This is a genomic window from Candidatus Pantoea carbekii (assembly GCF_000971765.1).
Lineage (GTDB): Bacteria > Pseudomonadota > Gammaproteobacteria > Enterobacterales > Enterobacteriaceae > Pantoea_A > Pantoea_A carbekii.
This window is the reverse complement of record NZ_CP010907.1, coordinates 276771-295605: the sequence shown is the minus strand read 5'-3', so window position 1 is coordinate 295605 and position 18835 is coordinate 276771. Positions and strand designations below refer to the sequence as shown.

Below are 18835 nucleotides of genomic sequence, written 5' to 3'. Positions count from 1 at the left end.
GAATAATGGGGATTACTACCATGGGGGTGAAACTGGACGAAGCCACCTATAATCGTATCAAATTAGCAGTAAAAAAAACTGAAAAAACACAAAATTGGTTGGTTGAACAGGCAATTCTACATTACCTATCTCAACTTGAAGCAGAAAATACGATACCCGAAATTTTTTCGCAGCACAATGATCCTATTAAAATTGACGGTATACTTCTCGAAAAATCACAAGAAGCGGTCAGGCCTTTTAAGGACTTTAAAAAATATGTTTTAACATATTCAGTTATACGTTCCGCTGTTACCGATTCCTGGCGATTGTCGGAGATGCACGCAATACCAGTTCTCCTAGAACAGGCACGCTGTTCTAAGTCAATATCAAAAAAAATATATAAACTAGCATATAGTTTGGCAAAAACACTGCGGTATCAAAAAAAAATAAGTACCCGTACACATATAGTACAAAGTCTACTACAAGAATTTTCCCTTTGTTCACAGGAAGGAGTCGCGTTAATGTCTTTAGCAGAGGCATTACTGCGTATTCCTGATCAAGCAACGCGTGATCTGTTAATTCGTGATAAAATTAGCAAAGGTAACTGGAAATTACATTTCGGACATAGTAATTCGATGTATGTCAACGCTGCAACATGGGGGCTTGATTTTACTAATCGATTAATTAATAGTCATAATCGCAATAATCTATCTAGTGCGTTACATCGAATTCTTACTAAAAGTAGTGAACCATTGATTCGTAAAACAATGGATATGGCAGTTCGTTTGATGGGTAAGCAATTTGTTAGCGGTGAGAACATCAATGAAGCATTAGCTAATGCATACAAATTAGAAAAAATAGGATTCCGTTACTCTTATGATATGTTAGGTGAAGCCGCATTAACGTCTGAGGATGCTCAAGCTTATCTACTTTCTTATCAAAAAGCGATTCATGCAATTGGTAAAGCATCTAATCGTCGTGGTATTTATGAAGGTCCTGGTATTTCTATTAAGCTATCAGCATTGCATCCGCGCTACTGTCGAGCACAATATGAACGAGTCATAGAAGAATTATATCCAACTCTTAAGGCATTAACACTGCTAGCATATTCTTACGATATTGGTATTAGTATTGATGCAGAAGAGGCGGATCGTCTTGAATTATCACTCGATCTGTTAGAAAAATTATGTTTTGAACCAGAACTAGATAATTGGAACGGTATTGGTTTTGTAATTCAAGCTTATCAAAAACGCTGTCCTTTTGTAATCGATGCATTAATAGATTTAGCAGAACGTAGCCATCGACGTTTAATGATTCGCTTAGTAAAAGGGGCTTATTGGGATAGCGAAATCAAACGTGCTCAGGTAGACGGTATGGAAGGTTATCCAGTATATACCCGCAAATCATACACTGATATCTCTTATTTAGCCTGTGCGCGCAAACTGCTTCTCAAACCAAATTTAATTTATCCACAATTTGCTACTCATAATACACAAACATTAGCTGCTATTTATTACCTTGCAGGTAACAACTATTATCCTGGTCAATATGAGTTTCAATGCTTATATGGCATGGGAGAAACACTTTACAAACAAGTAGTTGGTAAAGTATCTAATGGAAAACTTAATCGCCCTTGCCGTATTTACGCACCAGTAGGATCATATAAAACTTTACTAGCATATTTAGTGCGTCGTTTAATGGAAAACGGTGCAAATACTTCGTTTGTAAATCGCCTTGCGAATACTTCATTACCAATTAATGAGTTAGTAACTAATCCAGTATCCATAGTAGAAAAAATCGGTATTAGCGAAGGGGTTATTGGTCTTCCTCATCCACAAATCCCGTTGCCACGTAACCTTTATGGTGATAGACGTATAAACTCTGTTGGTTTTGATATGGTTAATGAACATCGTCTTACAGAGCTCTCTAATACATTATTAGATAGTGCCTATCAAGAGTGGTTCGCTCAACCTATCATTAAGAGTAATACATCATATCAAGGAGTTAGTCGTCCAGTTATTAATCCCTCTCAACCGATTGATATTGTTGGCAATGTATGTTGTGCAACTGAAGATGAAGTATCTCATGCATTGGATATAGCTGTACATATGGCTCCAATTTGGTCTTCTGTATTACCAAAGGAACGTGCTGATATTCTAGAACGTGCAGCAAAAACAATAGAAGGTCAAATACAACAACTGATAAGTTTATTAATACGCGAAGCGGGTAAAACTTATAACAATGCTATAGCAGAAATTCGTGAAACAATAGATTTTCTTTATTACTATGCTAGTATAGTACGTGAACATTTTGATAATCAAACTCATCGACCACTTGGAACCATAGTGTGTATCAGTCCATGGAACTTTCCACTAGCGATTTTTATCGGGCAAATTGCAGCAGCATTAGCAGCCGGTAACAGTGTATTAGCAAAACCTGCGGAACAAACACCTTTAATTGCAGCGCAATCAGTTCAGATTCTATTAGATTCTGGTATACCAACGGGTGTATTACAACTTTTACCCGGTTCAGGTGAGACAGTTGGCGCTCAGCTAATTAACGATCATCGTGTGTGTGGCGTTATATTTACCGGTTCTAGTAAAGTAGCAAACTTCTTACAGCATAGGCTCGCCGACCGTCTGGATCCAAAAGGCAATACAATACCATTGATAGCTGAAACCGGTGGCATCAACGCTATGATCGTAGATTCTTCTGCACTGACTGAGCAGGCAGTAAGTGATATTATGATATCTGCATTTGATAGTGCAGGACAACGTTGTTCGGCATTGCGTTTACTATGTGTACAAGAAGATATTGCGGATCACACATTGAAAATGTTACGCGGCACAATGACTGAATATCGCATGGGGAATCCTGAAAGACTTTCTACTGATATCGGTCCATTGATTGATATTGAAGCTAAAATTAACATCAAACGTCATATTCGGGCTATGCGGAACAAAGGTTTTGCTGTATACCAAGCGATACAGGAGCATCCACAAGATTTAAATGATTGGAAAAGAGGTCATTTTATTAAACCTACTTTAATTGAAATAAACACAGTCAGTGATCTAGATAAAGAAATATTTGGACCTGTATTGCATGTATTACGTTTTTCACGAAAAAATTTACCTCAATTGATTGCTCAAATCAATGCTTCTGGTTATGGTCTAACACTCGGACTACATACACGAATTGATGAAACTATTGAGCAAATCAACAGTACAGCTAAAGTAGGCAATCTTTATGTAAATCGTAATATGGTAGGTGCTGTGGTTGGCGTACAACCTTTCGGAGGGCAAGGACGTTCTGGAACTGGGCCTAAAGCTGGAGGGCCATTGTATTTATACCGTTTGCTATCAAGTTACCCTGCTGATGCACTGCAATCTGTTTTAGATCGTCCAGATACAGAATATACTACAGATATTACTTTACGCACAGAGTTACTAAAACCACATCAAATATTACTTCAATGGGCCAAAGAAAAAGATAAACCTTCATTATTGTCCTTATGTCAATACTATCAGGATTTGACACAAACTGGCACGGTACGCTTATTTTTAGGTCCAACCGGAGAAAGTAATACTTTTAGTTTGCTTCCGCGTGATTATGTACTCTGTATTGCCGATAACGAAGAAGACACTTTAGTACAGTTAGCAGCAGTAACTAGCTTAGGTAGTAAAGTGTTGTGGCAAGATGATGAACTACATCGTACACTTCGATATTCTTTGCCTGCTACTTTACAACAGCGAATAGAATTAACAAAAAACGTTTTATCTAGAGAATTTAATGCGGTTATTTATCACGGTGATGTTGAACCATTACACAATTTATGTAAGCAAATTGCTTCACGTGAAGGTGCGATTATATCAGTACAAAGTTTTTCTCGAGGTGAAACTAATTTATTGTTAGAACGTTTGCTAGTTGAACGTTCATTAAGTGTAAATACTGCTGCCACAGGGGGCAATACGAATCTTATGACAGTTGGCTAGATTATAAACATAATAATTCTATTAAATAATGTATTTAACATTCATCTTAAAAAAAATAAAATTGTTAAAATTAAACTTGTTAACCCGCTTAAGGCGGGTTTTTCTATATATGCTATTATCGACTACTACGATAACGACGAGACTCAAGTAATGTCCCGATCAGTTTCAGCTTATTTTTACTACTTTGTAATATTGGAAAATCATCATTTAGCGGACGTAATGAAAAAATTTGCTCGTCATAATGTTGAATTTGTAAACGAAAGATGCGTACAACTGGTTGGCCATTAGCTAGAGCTAATACTACATCGCTAGGTTGTGGCTGAATAAGTGGATCAAAGATCATAACTTCGCCTGCCTGATATTCTGGCTGCATTGCATTATCGTCTAGTATAATTGCTAATGCCATATCACTAATTTGTTCATCACTATACAGAAATCGACTGGCTTGTTGTAGTAACATCTTCTGTTCTGAAAAATTAGATATCTGTGCCAAACTAAATAAGGGGACGATCTTTGTGTTCTCCATTTTATTTGTAGCGATAAAAATTTCTCCGTCACCATCAATAATCCATGCTGCAGTGCATTGCAACAATTCTGCTAATCGTAATAGATTTTCACCGCGTGGTACAGTTTCTTCTTTTTCCCATTGTGAAACGGCGACATGTGACACGCCGATACGTTCAGCGAGCGCTTGTTGTGTAAATTTCAAGCTTTTACGTCTTGCGCGTATGCGTCCACCCGCAGATGTTTTTTTCATTATATTGATAACTCCATCCATTATAAATTAAATTCAATTAATGATATTAATTGAATTTAATTTATAATGAAGAAATTTTTTTGTAAAAATCATACTAAAAATAGTAAACTGTTTTTTAAAAACAACGATATTTTGTTGCTAATTTTAAGATATGAAGTAATGAAATCAGAAGAACATTTTAGAAAAGGTTATTATTCTTTAATTACAGTTTAGAAGCATATATAAATTATTATAATACTTTATAAGTAATTAAAGCTTGTATTAGGTTTAAAAACCAAGAAGTCTTATTATCTGCATAAAATAACAATACATCTAAATAAAACTATAAAACATGACGAAAATGATTTCTAGAATAATTTATGCAGTAAATGTATTGTATGATATACAAATAAAAATACTTTGCTATTAAAGTAAATATATTTAACTTTCTCAACCATAGTTATTATATTCAAAGTTGTTTTTTAGAAAAATTTTAGTTACATGACAATAAATATAATTTTCAGTGCAAATCACCGACTCTAATCATGTTAGGCAATTTTTTTCACTACTAATCAAGGAAAATTTTTTTACAACATCAATTTAATTAATAAACTAATTTTTCTAACGTAAGATAATTTATACTAATTTTAAAAGTAAACTAAAGATTTTAGAATTAAAAATACAATTTCACGTTCATCAATCATCATAGTAATAACAGTTTTATAAAAATAATGTTGACGTATATTAAATGGATAATGTTTGAACATTATTTCACAATTTTTTTGACTCGCCTATTATTTTTAATTTCTTTGATAATTCACGCCTCTCTTTAGATAAATCAGCATTTTTAATTATATATTCATCTATACGATCTTCGTAATCAATACGCATTATAGCAATAATTTCTTGCATTTCTTGAATACTCATACCAGATTTGATATATTCATTTAAATTATCTAATAATAAAATACGTTTCTGATTATCACGAATTTTCTTTTCATTATCATGAATATCTCGTTGTAACTTGTTTTTTCTGCGAAATAAACGGACAAATTCTAGAACATTATGAAATGATTTTTTAGTATTTTCCATACTAATACCCTTTTAAAGAAATTTACATACATAATATAATAACTCATTACATCCAAATATTTTGCTTTTTTGATATGATCTTTTATAAAAGAATATTTTATCTTAATTTATTAACTTTAATATTTACATTTATTTTTAATGAAAATGAATCGTAAATTCATATGATTAACCTTTCAGATAATATATGCCATTGCTATTAACAAAAAACTTATCACGAAATATGATAAGTATCATAAAATATGATTTTTTTTTAAAAAAATTTTAAATGTATTAACATTTTTTCTAAAATAATATGTATCTCATACTAAAAGGATTTTATGATTAGTAATTATATATATGATAAGTTAATTGATGTAATATATTGTTCGTTATCATGTTAAATGCTCTTAAATAATCATATGATTTAAAGTAAAAGTAGATATATAAAATATTTTTTATTGTTAAATAGAATTTTTTATAATACTATAATACTTTTAACTAGAAGAAAGAATAAAAATTACATATAAATTTATTAAAATTTTAATGTTATAAATTATAAAATACCTTGTTACAATTGATTTATTTTAAATTATAGATCTGTCTATATCAATTAGAGTTTTTAAAAATAATTAACTTATTTAAAGTTATAGTAACATTTTTAATAATTAAAAGCATATTATATCTATACCCATTTGCAATGAAATTTATATTTACTTACTTAACTATTTAAATTAAATACATGAATATAAATTATCAAATATGGTATTTATATTAATCAATATTACTAATTCAAAGAAATATATGGTAATTACATGAAAATTTTACATTCTAAAATATATAAAAATATTTTCTTAAAATTCACAAAATATAATAATAATATTAACGAAAAAATAAATTACTTCCATTAAAATATTAGTATAATTATTTTAAAAATTAACAATTGAATTTATATCAATATTTCTAAATGTATTTAACTAATACATCTAAAAATTTAGCAAATATAGTATTTATTTTTTCTTTAAACAAAATATTATTGAATATTTTAGGTTATTTCTATTTTATCATTAGAAAACTTTCTGTATAATTAATTATTAGTTCGTCTGGTGCAATTCGTTTTTCTAGGAGATAATAAAAACATTAATAATTAAGTTTAATTATGCTGTATATGAGTTAAAATTTTTGCTATGTAAAAATGTTTTCTGTAACGTTAGTTCGTAATTTATTTAAAAACTAAATGATTATATAATTGGACAAAATCATATATTATACAATAATAACATTATATAGAATATGTTCTGTCGAGCTTTTTTTAATTTTAGTAATTAATTCTCCAATACTTTAATCGTCGTTCACATTTACTCAATATCATACATTTTGCTACGCATTTAATTATAGTAAACAATAATCATGAATGTTTATTATTCTATTCAAAGTATTTCAATAAAATGAATAATGTATTGCATGAAAATTTATATGATTTTATTATTGGAAATAGTACTATTTAAGTTTTAGTAACATTAGTAAAAATAAGTAAAAATATTTAATTTTATATCATCATACATAAAAGTGCATTAATAGACTTAAATAAATATATTATATATAAAACTATTAGTTCATGTATATATGGAATTGTCAGAAAACTCTCTACAATACTAGTTAAGTGAATAGTTTTTCTAGCATACTCACTGTATACTAATATCTAATAATTATCATGTTTTAATATCTAAGATGTAGCATAGAAAATATAACTTCATTGCGAACTCTACAAATAAACGCACGACCTAAGTAATTAGGTTATGCGATCATTATTAGTATTTTCAATAATACACATTAGTTAGTATTATTAATATAATTTTTACCCTTAATGTGGCCAATAATGTAATGTATAAAATTTATTGATAAAATCGTCTTAAAAATTTCTGTGTGTGCTATTTAAAATATACATAACATATCAGTAAAAAATTCTAAATCTTGTTGCTCTATTATAAAAAATCATAATATTCATATTGAAATATGTAATTTTAGTATTTTGGATCTTCCTGCAGTACAAATGGTTTTAAATATTTAACTATATAATTTTGCCGCATTATGTTCATTTATTAATAATATAGCATATTAATAGATAACTCTAGAGTTTGGAATTTATATAAGCAAATATTCAGAGTATTTTATTGCTAATAGTACATTATTTAAATTTAAAATAATTAATTTCTTAAATTTATTAAAACAGTATTTAATGATTATTATAAATCGGTATTGATTTTATAAAATTTTGAAAAAACTAATAGAGCATAATATTGTAAACATCTCTATATAAACTAAACAATTCGAAAATAACATGATTACTTTAAATTAAATAGATTGTATTATTTTATTAAATAAGGATGTTACTACTATAGTTCAAAAGTAAAAATTACTATTTAAAACAGAATAAGATTTTAAGTAGTAAATTAAGTCGTTTTAATATAAAAGATGTATTAAATATTAAAAATAAATATTTTAAAATTTAATATTTAAATTTTTATTTGATATCATATAGATAAAGATATTTACTTTTAGTGATCTAATTTAAGTAGAAAATATTTGATGTTACATGATATAAATAGTACAATAGAAATTAGGGAATATATCTTTACTAAATACTCAAAGATATTTCAATAACGTTTTGTATTTTAATATTTTTTATCTATTCTCTACTTTTATTATCTTAAATCATTCAATCATAAGTGATATTTTTACTATATATAAAACAGAATGCTCTTAATACAATTTAAGAAAGTTCTGTTTTAAAAATATCGAATTTTTTCAGAATATTTTTAAAGTCTTCCGTTAAAAAAAGGTAGTGAAACTATTTTATATTCGTTAAGTTAATCATAAAACAGATAACTATTGATTTAAATATAAAATTTTGATATACCATATCTTATATTTATTGCTCTATTCACTATCCTAAACTGCGCTTAAAAATAGGCATCTTGAAAGACATTTTTAGTATTTTCTATACGCTGTAACTATAATAAAAAACCCTCGGAAGATTTTCTTCTGGGGGTTTTTTATGGGATTCTGTTGGACGAAAGAAGTCATAAAAGAATAAAATGAAGAGGATAGGAATCATGTTAGATAATAATCGGTTACGCATAGCCATGCAAAAATCAGGTCGTTTAAGTAATGAGTCCAGCGAATTACTTAAACGTTGTGGTATCAAAATCAATCTTCAACAACAGCGATTAATTGCATTTGCGGAGAATATGCCTATCGACGTTCTTCGCGTGCGTGACGATGATATTCCCGGTTTAGTAATGGATGGTATGGTAGATATCGGAATTGCAGGCGAAAATGTATTAGAAGAAGAGCTTCTCACGCGTCGTGCACAGGGTGAAAATCCGCATTATTTGATCTTACGGCGTCTTGAATTTGGCAGCTGTCGTTTATCTCTAGCTATACCAGCAGATCAAAAATACGATAACATACAATGTCTTAATGGAGCTTGTATTGCTACTTCTTACCCACATTTACTAAAAAAATATCTTGATAAAGAATCTGTTAAATTTAAATCATGTTTGTTAAATGGTTCGGTAGAAGTAGCACCACGTGCTGGTTTATCTGATGCTATCTGCGATTTGGTGTCTACAGGTGCTACATTGGAAGCTAATGGCCTACGGGAAGTAGAAGTTATTTATTATTCTAAAGCAGTATTAGTTCAACGCGCTGGAGAACTATCAATTCATAAAAAAGAACTGATTAAGAAAATAATGATGCGAATTCAAGGGGTTATTAAAGCGTGTGAATCTAAATATATTATGTTACATATCAATAAAAATTGTTTAGAACAGGTTATTACTTTACTACCCGGCGCCGAGCATCCTACAGTATTACCATTAGCTGGTGAAGTAAATCGTGTCGCAGTGCATATGGTGAGTAGTGAAACATTATTTTGGGAAACTATGGAAGAATTAAAGATTTTAGGGGCGAGCTCAATTCTCGTTCTACCTATTGAAAAAATGTTGGAGTAATACAATTGAGTATAATGATGCCCATAATTAAATGGCAGAAATGTAGTAAAGAAGAAAAGGATGCATTATTAAAACGTCCAACGATTTCTTACTGTCAAAAAATTAGCCAAATTGTACATGATATACTTATCAAAGTAAAAGAAAACGGTGACATTGCGCTTCGTGAATTTAATGTAAATTATGATCAAATATATATAGAAAAATTACGTGTTTCTCGAGTGGAAATGGAAGAAGCTAGTAATCGTGTCGATAAAAAAGTAAAACAGGCGATGAAAGTAGCTTTTACAAATATTGAAACTTTTCATCGTGCCCAGAAACTTATTCCTCTTAAACTAGAAACTCAACCTGGTGTATGTTGCCAACAGATTACTCGTCCAATAAAATCAGTTGGTCTATATATCCCTGGTGGTTTGGCTCCATTATTTTCTACAGTGTTCATGCTTGCTATTCCCGCTAATATCGCTGGATGTAGTCGTTTAGTTTTATGCTCGCCACCGCCGATCCCTGATGAGATTTTATCTGCAGCCCTATTATGTAATGTAACAGAAGTATTTTCTGTTGGAGGTGCACAAGCAATAGCTGCTCTTTCATTTGGTACTGAGAGTATATTAAAAGTAGATAAAATTTTTGGACCAGGTAACGTGTATGTGACTGAAGCTAAGCGTCAGGTAAGTCAACACTTCACAGGTGTAGCAACTGATATTCCTGCTGGTCCGTCTGAACTATTAGTTATTGCTGATGAATATGCAAACCCAATATTTATCGCAGCCGATTTATTATCACAAGCAGAACATGGACCAGATTCACAAGTAATGCTATTAACTCCATCATTAAAATTAGCTGAAAATGTACATGCTGAAATTAAAAAACAATTGGCACAGTTAAAATGTACTACCATTATACGAAAATCATTAAAAAATAGTTATTTAATTGTAATGCAAGATTTAAAACAGTGTATAGAAATCTCTAATAATTATGGTCCAGAACATTTGATGATTCAAACAGATCAACCACATCATTTATTAAATTATATTAATAATGCTGGTTCCATTTTTCTTGGCGAGTGGTCTCTGGAATCTGCTGGTGATTACGCTTCTGGCACTAATCATGTACTCCCTACTTACGGTTATTCTAAGATGTATTCAAGTTTGGGTTTAGCGGATTTTCAAAAGCGGATGACCGTGCAGGAATTAACACCTAAGGGTTTTCTTAATCTTGCGTCAACAATTGAAATTTTAGCGACAGCTGAAAAGTTAGAAGCTCATAAAAATGCTGTTACTTTACGTGTTGCTGCACTCAAGGACTAAAAATGAGTTTCAATATTGAAGATTTAGCCCGTGTGAACGTACGTTTATTAAAACCGTATCAATCAGCCCGTCGGATTGGTGGTAAAGGAAATGTATGGTTAAACGCTAATGAATATCCATTACCAGTACCATTTACAATTTTACAAACAACGTTTAATCGATATCCAGAATGTCAACCAAAACTAGTCATAGAGCGCTATGCTCGTTACGCTGCTTTATCATCAGATCAGGTACTCGTCACTCGAGGCGCGGATGAAGGCATTGAATTATTAATGCGTACTTTTTGCGAGCCTGGAAAAGATGCTATTTTAATTTGTCCACCAACTTATGGGATGTATAGTGTCAGTGCTGAAACTATAGGTATTGAATATCGTACAGTACCCTCGTTGTCTCATTGGCAATTAAATTTACCGGAAATTACTAAATTGCTGAAAGATGTAAAAATAATATATCTTTGTAATCCTAATAATCCAACTGGTAATCTTATTAATCCAAATGATCTTCGCATACTATTAGAAATAACAGCTAATACAGCATTGGTTGTAGTAGACGAAGCATATATTGAATTCTGTCCAGAATCAACAATAACTGGTTGTCTTCAAACATACCCAAATTTAGTAATACTACGCACATTATCAAAAGCTTTTGCTTTAGCGGGTTTACGTTGTGGTTTTACATTAGCAAATAAACCAGTAATCGATTTGTTACTGAAGGTAATTACACCTTATCCATTAGCAACACCAATAGCTGATTTAGCGTGTCAAGCATTAAGTGATTATGGAATTAAACTAATGAAAAAACATGTTATTGAATTAAATAATACTAGGGATTTTTTTTGTGAGAAGCTTAATCAGCTTGCATGTATAGAAAAAGTATTTCCCAGTAAGACAAATTATATTTTAGTGCGTTTCATCGATTCCATAAAGATATTTAACGCATTATGGAATCAAGGTATTATATTACGAGACCAAAATAACAACCCTGGTCTTTCTGGATGCTTACGCATTTCTATTGGCACACGCCAAGAATGTGAGCATGTGATTACTGCCTTACAGGTCTTATAAGTGAAGTTCGTATGAGTCAAAAAATACTATTTATCGATAGAGATGGTACTATAATATCTGAGCCAAAAGAGAACTTTCAAGTAGATCGCATAGAAAAGCTAGCATTTGAAAAAAATGTTATTCCTGCACTGCTGGCATTACAAAAAGCTGGTTATGAATTGGTACTCATTACTAATCAAGATGGATTAGGTACTGATAGCTTTCCAAAGGCTGATTTTGATAATACACACAATTTCATGATTCAAATTTTGACTTCGCAAGGTGTGTATTTTACAGATATATTAATATGTCCTCATAAACCAGAAGATGGTTGCAATTGTCGTAAACCAAAAACTCAAATGGTTAAATCATGGTTAACCGAAGGTGTATTAGATAAATCAAATAGCTATGTCATTGGAGATCGTATCACGGATATGCAGTTAGCGGAAAATATGGGTATTCAAGGAATATCATATGGTGGTCAAAAAGGGGAAAATTGGAATACAATACAGATACGCTTAACTAAAAATAATCGTTATGCTCTAGTAAATCGAAAAACTAAAGAAACACAGATTACAGTCGAAATTTGGCTAGATTCTGAGGGAAGTAGCAATATTAGTACTGGTATTGGTTTTTTTGATCATATGCTTCATCAAATTGTAATACACGGTGGTTTTCGTATGAATATTAAGGTCACAGGTGATCTTTATATCGATGATCATCACACTGTAGAAGATACCGGTTTAGCTTTAGGTACAGCTCTCTTAAAAGCATTAGGAGATAAATTAGGAATTAATAGATTTGGTTTTGTATTACCAATGGATGAATGTATAGCACGTTGTGTTTTAGATATCTGTGGTCGCCCATATTTCAAATATAAAGCGAAGTTTAATTATCAGCGAGTTGGCGATTTAAGTACAGAAATGGTAGAACACTTCTTTCGTTCGGTTTCCTGCGCTATGATGAGTACTTTGCACTTAAAAACTAAAGGTCTTAATGATCATCATCGTGTGGAAAGTTTATTTAAAGCTTTTGGTCGAACATTGCGACAAGCAATTCATATTGACAGCAGTGTAATACCTAGCTCTAAGGGAATTTTGTAATGAAAGTAGTAATTCTTGATACTGAATGTGGCAATCTTTCATCGATCAAATGGGCAATTAAACGTTTGGGCTATACACCGCATATAAGTTTCAATCCAGATATAGTCATGCAAGCCGATAAACTTTTTTTACCAGGTGTAGGTGCTGCACGAACTGTAATGAAACATCTCAAAAAACACAATTTAATAGATTTAATAAAGAATTATACTAAGCCTGTGTTAGGCATTTGTCTAGGTATGCAACTTCTTGGTCGCAGTAGTGATGAAAACGGCGGTGTTTCGACTCTTGGAATTATTAATGAGCCAGTTACCTTAATGAATACATCTGGATTGCCATTGCCGCATATGGGTTGGAATCAACTTACTATAAAGAGCGGACATTGCTTATTCCAAAACATCTCTAATGATAGTTATTTCTATTTTGTTCACAGTTATGCGATGTGTATTAATATTAGTACTATTGCTCAATGTAACTATTCATTACCCTTTTCTGCGGCCATAGAGTATGATAATTTTTTTGGAGTACAGTTTCACCCAGAGCGTTCTGGTAAAGCGGGTGCACAGCTTTTAAAAAATTTTCTGGAGATATAATGATTATTCCAGCTTTAGATATAATTGAAGGTAAAGTAGTACGTCTTCACCAAGGCGATTATAATCAGCAATTTAATTATGGTGATAATTCATTAGAATTTTTACAATATTATATAAACCAAGGCGCCGAATTAATACATTTGGTAGACTTAACTGGTGCTGAATCTCCTCAGAAACGTCAAATTACTTTATTTGAAAACCTGCTACGTAACATTAATATACAAGTTCAGGTTGGAGGTGGCATTCGTAATCGTGATGATGTTGCATCATTATTAGACATAGGGGTTTCTCGTGTTGTAGTAGGATCTGCTGCTATAAAAAATCCAGAAGAAGTCAAAAATTGGTTTCATGAGTTTGGTACAGATGCTATTGTTTTAGCAATAGATGTACGCACTGACATAAAAAATCATAAAAAAATAGCAATTAGTGGTTGGAAAGAAACGGTCGATGTAGAACTAGAGCAGGTGATAAACTGGTATCGCACTATAGGTCTTAGACACGTTTTATGTACAGACATCTCTTGTGATGGTACATTGAATGGTGCTAATATATTATTATATAAAGAAATATCCGAAATGTTTCCAAGTATTGCATTTCAATCTTCTGGTGGAATTGGCTCGCTAAATGATATACTTGCGCTGCGCAGTAGTGGTGCGCAAAGTGTAATTATCGGACGTGCTTTATTAGAAAACAGATTTACGATTTCGGAGGCAATTTCATGTTGGCAAAACGGATAATTCCTTGTCTCGATGTGCGTAATCAACAAGTTGTTAAAGGAATACAATTTCGCAATCACAAAATTATGGGAGATATTCTTCCATTAGCTCAATATTATGTAGAACAAGGTGCAGATGAGCTAGTATTTTACGATATTACTGCCTCTTCTGAAGAAAGATTAGTAGATAATCATTGGATAGAAAAAATAGCTAAAACAATCGATATTCCTTTCTGTGTAGCAGGTGGAATTAATAATGAAAAAGATGCTGCTCGTATATTACAATTTGGTGCTGATAAAATCTCTATTAATTCACCAGCCTTATCGAACCCTACATTAATTACTCGTTTAGCAGACCGATTTGGTGTACAGTGTATCGTGGTTAGCATTGATACTTGGTATGAAAAAAAAACAGGTGAATATCATGTTAATCAGTATACTGGAGATGAATTGCGTACTCAAGTAACTAACTGGACAACACTTAATTGGGTTCAGGAAGTACAAAAATTAGGGGCAGGTGAAATTGTATTGAATATGATGAATCAAGATGGTGTTTGTAAAGGCTATGATTTAGTACAGTTAAAGAAAGTGAGAGAAGTATGTACAGTGCCTCTTATTGCTTCTGGCGGAGCTGGTTCTTTACAGCATTTTTTAGATGCTTTTGAGCAAGCAAACGTGGACGGGACTCTAGCTGCTTCGGTATTTCATAAAAAGATTATTTCTATTAGAAATTTGAAAAATTTTCTATTGGAAAATGGTGTGGAGATTCGCAGGTGTTAACTGAAGAACAACTTGATAAATTAGATTGGGACAAAACATCGGGTATGATGCCTGTAATTATCCAGAATAACATTTCAGGTGAAGTATTAATGCATGGTTATATGAATAAAGATGCACTGCAAAAAACTTTACAAGAAGGTTATGTTACTTTTTTTTCGCGCACAAAGAATCGTCTTTGGACTAAAGGTGAAATTTCATCTCATTTTCTTGAGATAGTTAGTGTGAGTCCAGATTGTGATTATGACACATTATTAATATTGACAAATCCTGTCGGACCGACTTGTCACCTTGGGTTATCAAGCTGTTTTTCTACTGTTGCACCTAAATGGACCTTTTTATATCAACTCGAACTCTTAATAGCTAAACGTAAAAATTTTGATAAAGAAAGTTCATATACTACCAAGTTATATGCCAGTGGTATCAAACGTATTGCACAAAAAGTAGGTGAAGAGGGTATAGAAACCGCATTGGCTGCTATGACTAATGATCGTCGAGAATTAATTGACGAAGCTTCTGATCTAATGTATCATCTTCTTGTATTACTTCAATCTCGAGAAGTCGATTTTAGCTCTATTATAGATAATTTATTAATGCGCCATAATGCTTCCACATATGATTATAAATAATTACCAGAAAAATTAAGTATTTAAGATACTGTCATATTAAAATAATTTGTGTCTTTCCTTATTCCTTATTGATTGGGAAATTATCACAAGCCTCTGTTAAGAGGCTTAAATCAATTCATTTTATGAACAATTCAGCCATTCCGTATGGAATATCCCTTCTTTGTCAGTGCGTCTATAAGTGTGTGCGCCAAAATAGTCACGTTGAGCTTGAATCAGATTAGCTGGTAAAAATGCTGAGCGATAACTATCGTAATAGGCAATTGATGCAGAAAAGGTTGGCATTGGAATACCAATTTGTACTGCATATGCTACTATTTCACGTAATGATTGCTGGTATTGATTAGCGATATTTTTAAAATAATTGCCTAGTAGTAAATTAGGTATATTACAATCTTCTATATAAGTATCTGTAATTTTTTGCAAAAATTGTGCTCGAATAATACAACCAGCACGGAAAATTTTTGCAATATTAGCATAATTCAAATTCCAATTATAGTATTTTGAAGCGGCACGCAATTGAGAAAATCCCTGCGCATAAGACAAAATTTTACTTAGATATAATGCACGACGTATTTTTTCAATGAATTCCTCTTTATTACTTATTAGAATTTTATTGTGATCTGGACCAATGAATAATTTAGATGCAATTACACGCTGAGATTTTAAACAGGAAAGATAACGAGCAAATACAGATTCAGTAATAATTGACAGTGGTTCCCCAAGCTCAAGAGCATTGTGACTAGCCCATTTGCCTGTACCTTTCTCTGCTGCTTTATCTAAAATCACATCAATTAAATGTTTGCCGTTTTCATCTTTTTTTAAAAAGATATTTTTAGTAATATCAATTAAATAACTATTTAATTCGCCATTATTCCAATCACTAAAAATTTGTGCTAATTCCATATTTTTTAAACCAAGTGCACTCTTGAGTAGAGAATATACTTCTGAAATAAGCTGCATATCGCTATATTCAATACCATTATGGACCATTTTTACGTAATGACCAGCACCATCTGGACCTATATAGGTAACACAAGCTTCTCCATTATCTGCTCGAGCAGCAATTTTATTAAAAATTACTGCAACTAGTTCATAAGATTCTTTTGTACCACCTGGCATAATAGAAGGGCCTTTCATTGCTCCTTCTTCCCCCCCTGATATACCAGCGCCAATGAAGTTAAAACCTTGTTTGCAGATATCTTTACTGCGACGAATAGTGTCTTTATAGAAGCTATTGCCACCATCAATTAAAATATCATTTTTATTAAGATATGGGATAAGCGAAGTTATAAGATTATCTGTTGCATCACCTGCTTGAACCATTAATAAAATACAACGAGGTCTTTCCAATGAACTGACAAATTCTTTGATAGAATAATAAGGAATAAGTTTTTTATATCGATTTTGATCAATAATTTCGTCGGTTTTTTTGCGAGAACGATTAAAAATAGAAACTGCATAGCCTCGACTTTCAATATTAAGAGCTAAATTACGACCCATTACTGCCATACCTATCACACCGATTTGTTGCTTAGACATTTTTAGTCCCTATAAATATAACAAGTGCTATTATTATACATAATCTAAATTATACATTGTATCATATTGAATTTCATTAAAATAACAGTAATAAATTGCATTTAATACAATTGGTTTTTAAAAATTTTCGATTTTAAAGTTAAACTGATTATTTTATAATTTTCATATACACAAGATGATAATTTAAGTTTAAATTTATTTAAAAAAAATAAAAACAAATTTATGATAATAAATTTATATGTTGTTGTGTTTATGAAAATGTTAAAAAGAATGAAAGATTGTTTATTTAATGTTAATATTTTAAATATATATTTAATAAATTAACATACAGCATTATATATGTATTGCATTTACTACACATATCGGCATTGTTGTTGCATACTCAGGAATTCAAAAAAATAGCGTGTTATCATAAGAGCTTCACTATTGTCATATCCATTAATGTAGCGATATCTTCTAATCACTACAAATGCAATATTTTTATCTTTGCTAGCTTTACAAATAGATTAATTTAATCAAGATATTTCATTAATTTTTCGAATAAAATAATAATGGCAAATCATTTTGTGCAGCGTTTGTTATATTTACGATCAAATTAAGCAAGAATATTTTTAGCATGGTGTAATATAATTATGTTGGTTATTGGTATAAAAGGAATAGTTGTTTTACAATAATTCATAATCGTACATTTTTGTAATCTTTATGTACAACAAACTTTTTAAATTTTAAATGTCGTATACTTTAACTAAAGTAATTCATAATTAAAATATTAGTCTAATGCACTGAGATAAAAAATGGTGATATTTCTTTTTTTATTTATTGAATTTTGTATTAAATAATCTTAATATTTTTATGATCGAAAATAGATTGCATTATTTTATCATGCCCTTATTTAGGAATACCTTGATATCTATGATTGAAATAGTCATAATTATTATTAAAATGCGTAGACAATGTTCTGAGAAAATCTATTGGAAATTTTATTAGATCCATGTTCCAGTGTTTAGTAATGTATTTTTTGCAAAAAGCCGGAATAAGGATCCTTATGAACATAATATAAATCTTGTTCTTCAAAATCTGTTGGAAAATCATACTTTGATTACTTTTGGATTTAATAAATTTTTTTCTTATTTCGTCAGTATTTTTTTCTAAAAATTGCTTGATAGTATGTAAATTAATTAGGAAGGAAAAAACTTGATTGAATGACTTTAACACAATTAATATATGGTTTTATTATAATGCGTTTAAAATTTAATTGTATATCTCTGCATTATGTATATAAAATCTCAATGAAAATATAGAGTACATATGCGTGAACCATTTCATTTTTACCATTGTTTT

At 30.9% G+C, this 18835-nt stretch carries 13 protein-coding genes; 9 read left to right on the top strand and 4 right to left on the bottom strand.

All coding sequences use genetic code 11. The annotated features are described in order from the left end of the window. Positions 1-5 precede the first annotated feature (5 nt). Positions 6-3971 carry a trifunctional transcriptional regulator/proline dehydrogenase/L-glutamate gamma-semialdehyde dehydrogenase gene (gene putA / locus BMSBPS_RS01030; RefSeq protein ID WP_046201082.1) on the top strand — a complete coding sequence of 1322 codons (3966 nt, stop codon included), beginning with the start codon at positions 6-8 and terminating at the stop codon, positions 3969-3971. Positions 3972-4086: 115 nt separating this feature from the next. On the opposite strand, the gene BMSBPS_RS01025 is transcribed toward putA, so the two are convergent. Both BMSBPS_RS01025 and tmaR read right to left on the bottom strand, forming a co-directional pair. Next, positions 4087-4728 carry a helix-turn-helix domain-containing protein gene (locus tag BMSBPS_RS01025; RefSeq protein ID WP_022564569.1) on the bottom strand — a complete coding sequence of 214 codons (642 nt, stop codon included), beginning with the start codon at positions 4726-4728 and terminating at the stop codon, positions 4087-4089. A 750-nt stretch (positions 4729-5478) separates the two neighbouring features. Further along, positions 5479-5799: a PTS system regulator TmaR gene (gene tmaR, locus BMSBPS_RS01020; protein WP_022564568.1), complete on the bottom strand. Its 321-nt coding sequence runs from the start codon at positions 5797-5799 to the stop codon at positions 5479-5481. 3092 nt (positions 5800-8891) lie between these two features. On the opposite strand from tmaR, the gene hisG reads away from it, so the two are divergent. From hisG to hisIE, 8 genes are read left to right on the top strand one after another with little or no spacing between them, the layout of a single operon-like run. Beyond that, positions 8892-9791 carry an ATP phosphoribosyltransferase gene (gene hisG, locus BMSBPS_RS01015; RefSeq protein WP_022564567.1) on the top strand — a complete coding sequence of 300 codons (900 nt, stop codon included), beginning with the start codon at positions 8892-8894 and terminating at the stop codon, positions 9789-9791. A gap of 17 nt (positions 9792-9808) precedes the next feature. Continuing rightward, complete coding sequence (gene hisD, locus BMSBPS_RS01010) at positions 9809-11098, top strand: histidinol dehydrogenase (protein ID WP_407638115.1); 1290 nt, start codon at positions 9809-9811, stop codon at positions 11096-11098. 2 nt (positions 11099-11100) lie between these two features. Continuing rightward, complete coding sequence (gene hisC / locus BMSBPS_RS01005) at positions 11101-12162, top strand: histidinol-phosphate transaminase (RefSeq protein WP_046201081.1); 1062 nt, start codon at positions 11101-11103, stop codon at positions 12160-12162. 11 nt (positions 12163-12173) lie between these two features. Next, the gene (gene hisB / locus BMSBPS_RS01000) at positions 12174-13244 is read left to right on the top strand and encodes a bifunctional histidinol-phosphatase/imidazoleglycerol-phosphate dehydratase HisB (RefSeq protein WP_022564564.1); all 1071 of its coding nucleotides are present in this window, start codon (positions 12174-12176) and stop codon (positions 13242-13244) included. Next, on the top strand, positions 13244-13834 hold the full coding sequence (gene hisH / locus BMSBPS_RS00995; protein ID WP_046201080.1) for an imidazole glycerol phosphate synthase subunit HisH: 591 nt from the start codon (positions 13244-13246) through the stop codon (positions 13832-13834). The genes hisB and hisH overlap by 1 nt, the downstream gene beginning before the upstream one ends. After that, entirely contained in the window at positions 13834-14571 is a 738-nt protein-coding gene (gene hisA, locus BMSBPS_RS00990; RefSeq protein WP_046201079.1) for a 1-(5-phosphoribosyl)-5-[(5-phosphoribosylamino)methylideneamino]imidazole-4-carboxamide isomerase, read from the top strand. The genes hisH and hisA overlap by 1 nt, the downstream gene beginning before the upstream one ends. Further along, complete coding sequence (gene hisF / locus BMSBPS_RS00985; RefSeq protein WP_046201078.1) at positions 14553-15329, top strand: imidazole glycerol phosphate synthase subunit HisF; 777 nt, start codon at positions 14553-14555, stop codon at positions 15327-15329. Before hisA ends, hisF begins: the two co-directional genes overlap by 19 nt. Continuing rightward, on the top strand, positions 15323-15955 hold the full coding sequence (hisIE, locus tag BMSBPS_RS00980; RefSeq protein ID WP_022564560.1) for a bifunctional phosphoribosyl-AMP cyclohydrolase/phosphoribosyl-ATP diphosphatase HisIE: 633 nt from the start codon (positions 15323-15325) through the stop codon (positions 15953-15955). The genes hisF and hisIE overlap by 7 nt, the downstream gene beginning before the upstream one ends. A 120-nt stretch (positions 15956-16075) precedes the next feature. Here the strand turns inward: hisIE and gndA are convergent, their stop codons facing one another. Both gndA and BMSBPS_RS04790 read right to left on the bottom strand, forming a co-directional pair. Then, positions 16076-17494, bottom strand: a complete 1419-nt coding sequence (gene gndA / locus BMSBPS_RS00975) for an NADP-dependent phosphogluconate dehydrogenase (protein WP_046201077.1) — start codon at positions 17492-17494, stop codon at positions 16076-16078. A gap of 888 nt (positions 17495-18382) precedes the next feature. Beyond that, positions 18383-18547, bottom strand: a complete 165-nt coding sequence (locus tag BMSBPS_RS04790) for a UDP-galactopyranose mutase (RefSeq protein WP_158414188.1) — start codon at positions 18545-18547, stop codon at positions 18383-18385. Between the last annotated feature and the right edge of the window lie 288 nt (positions 18548-18835).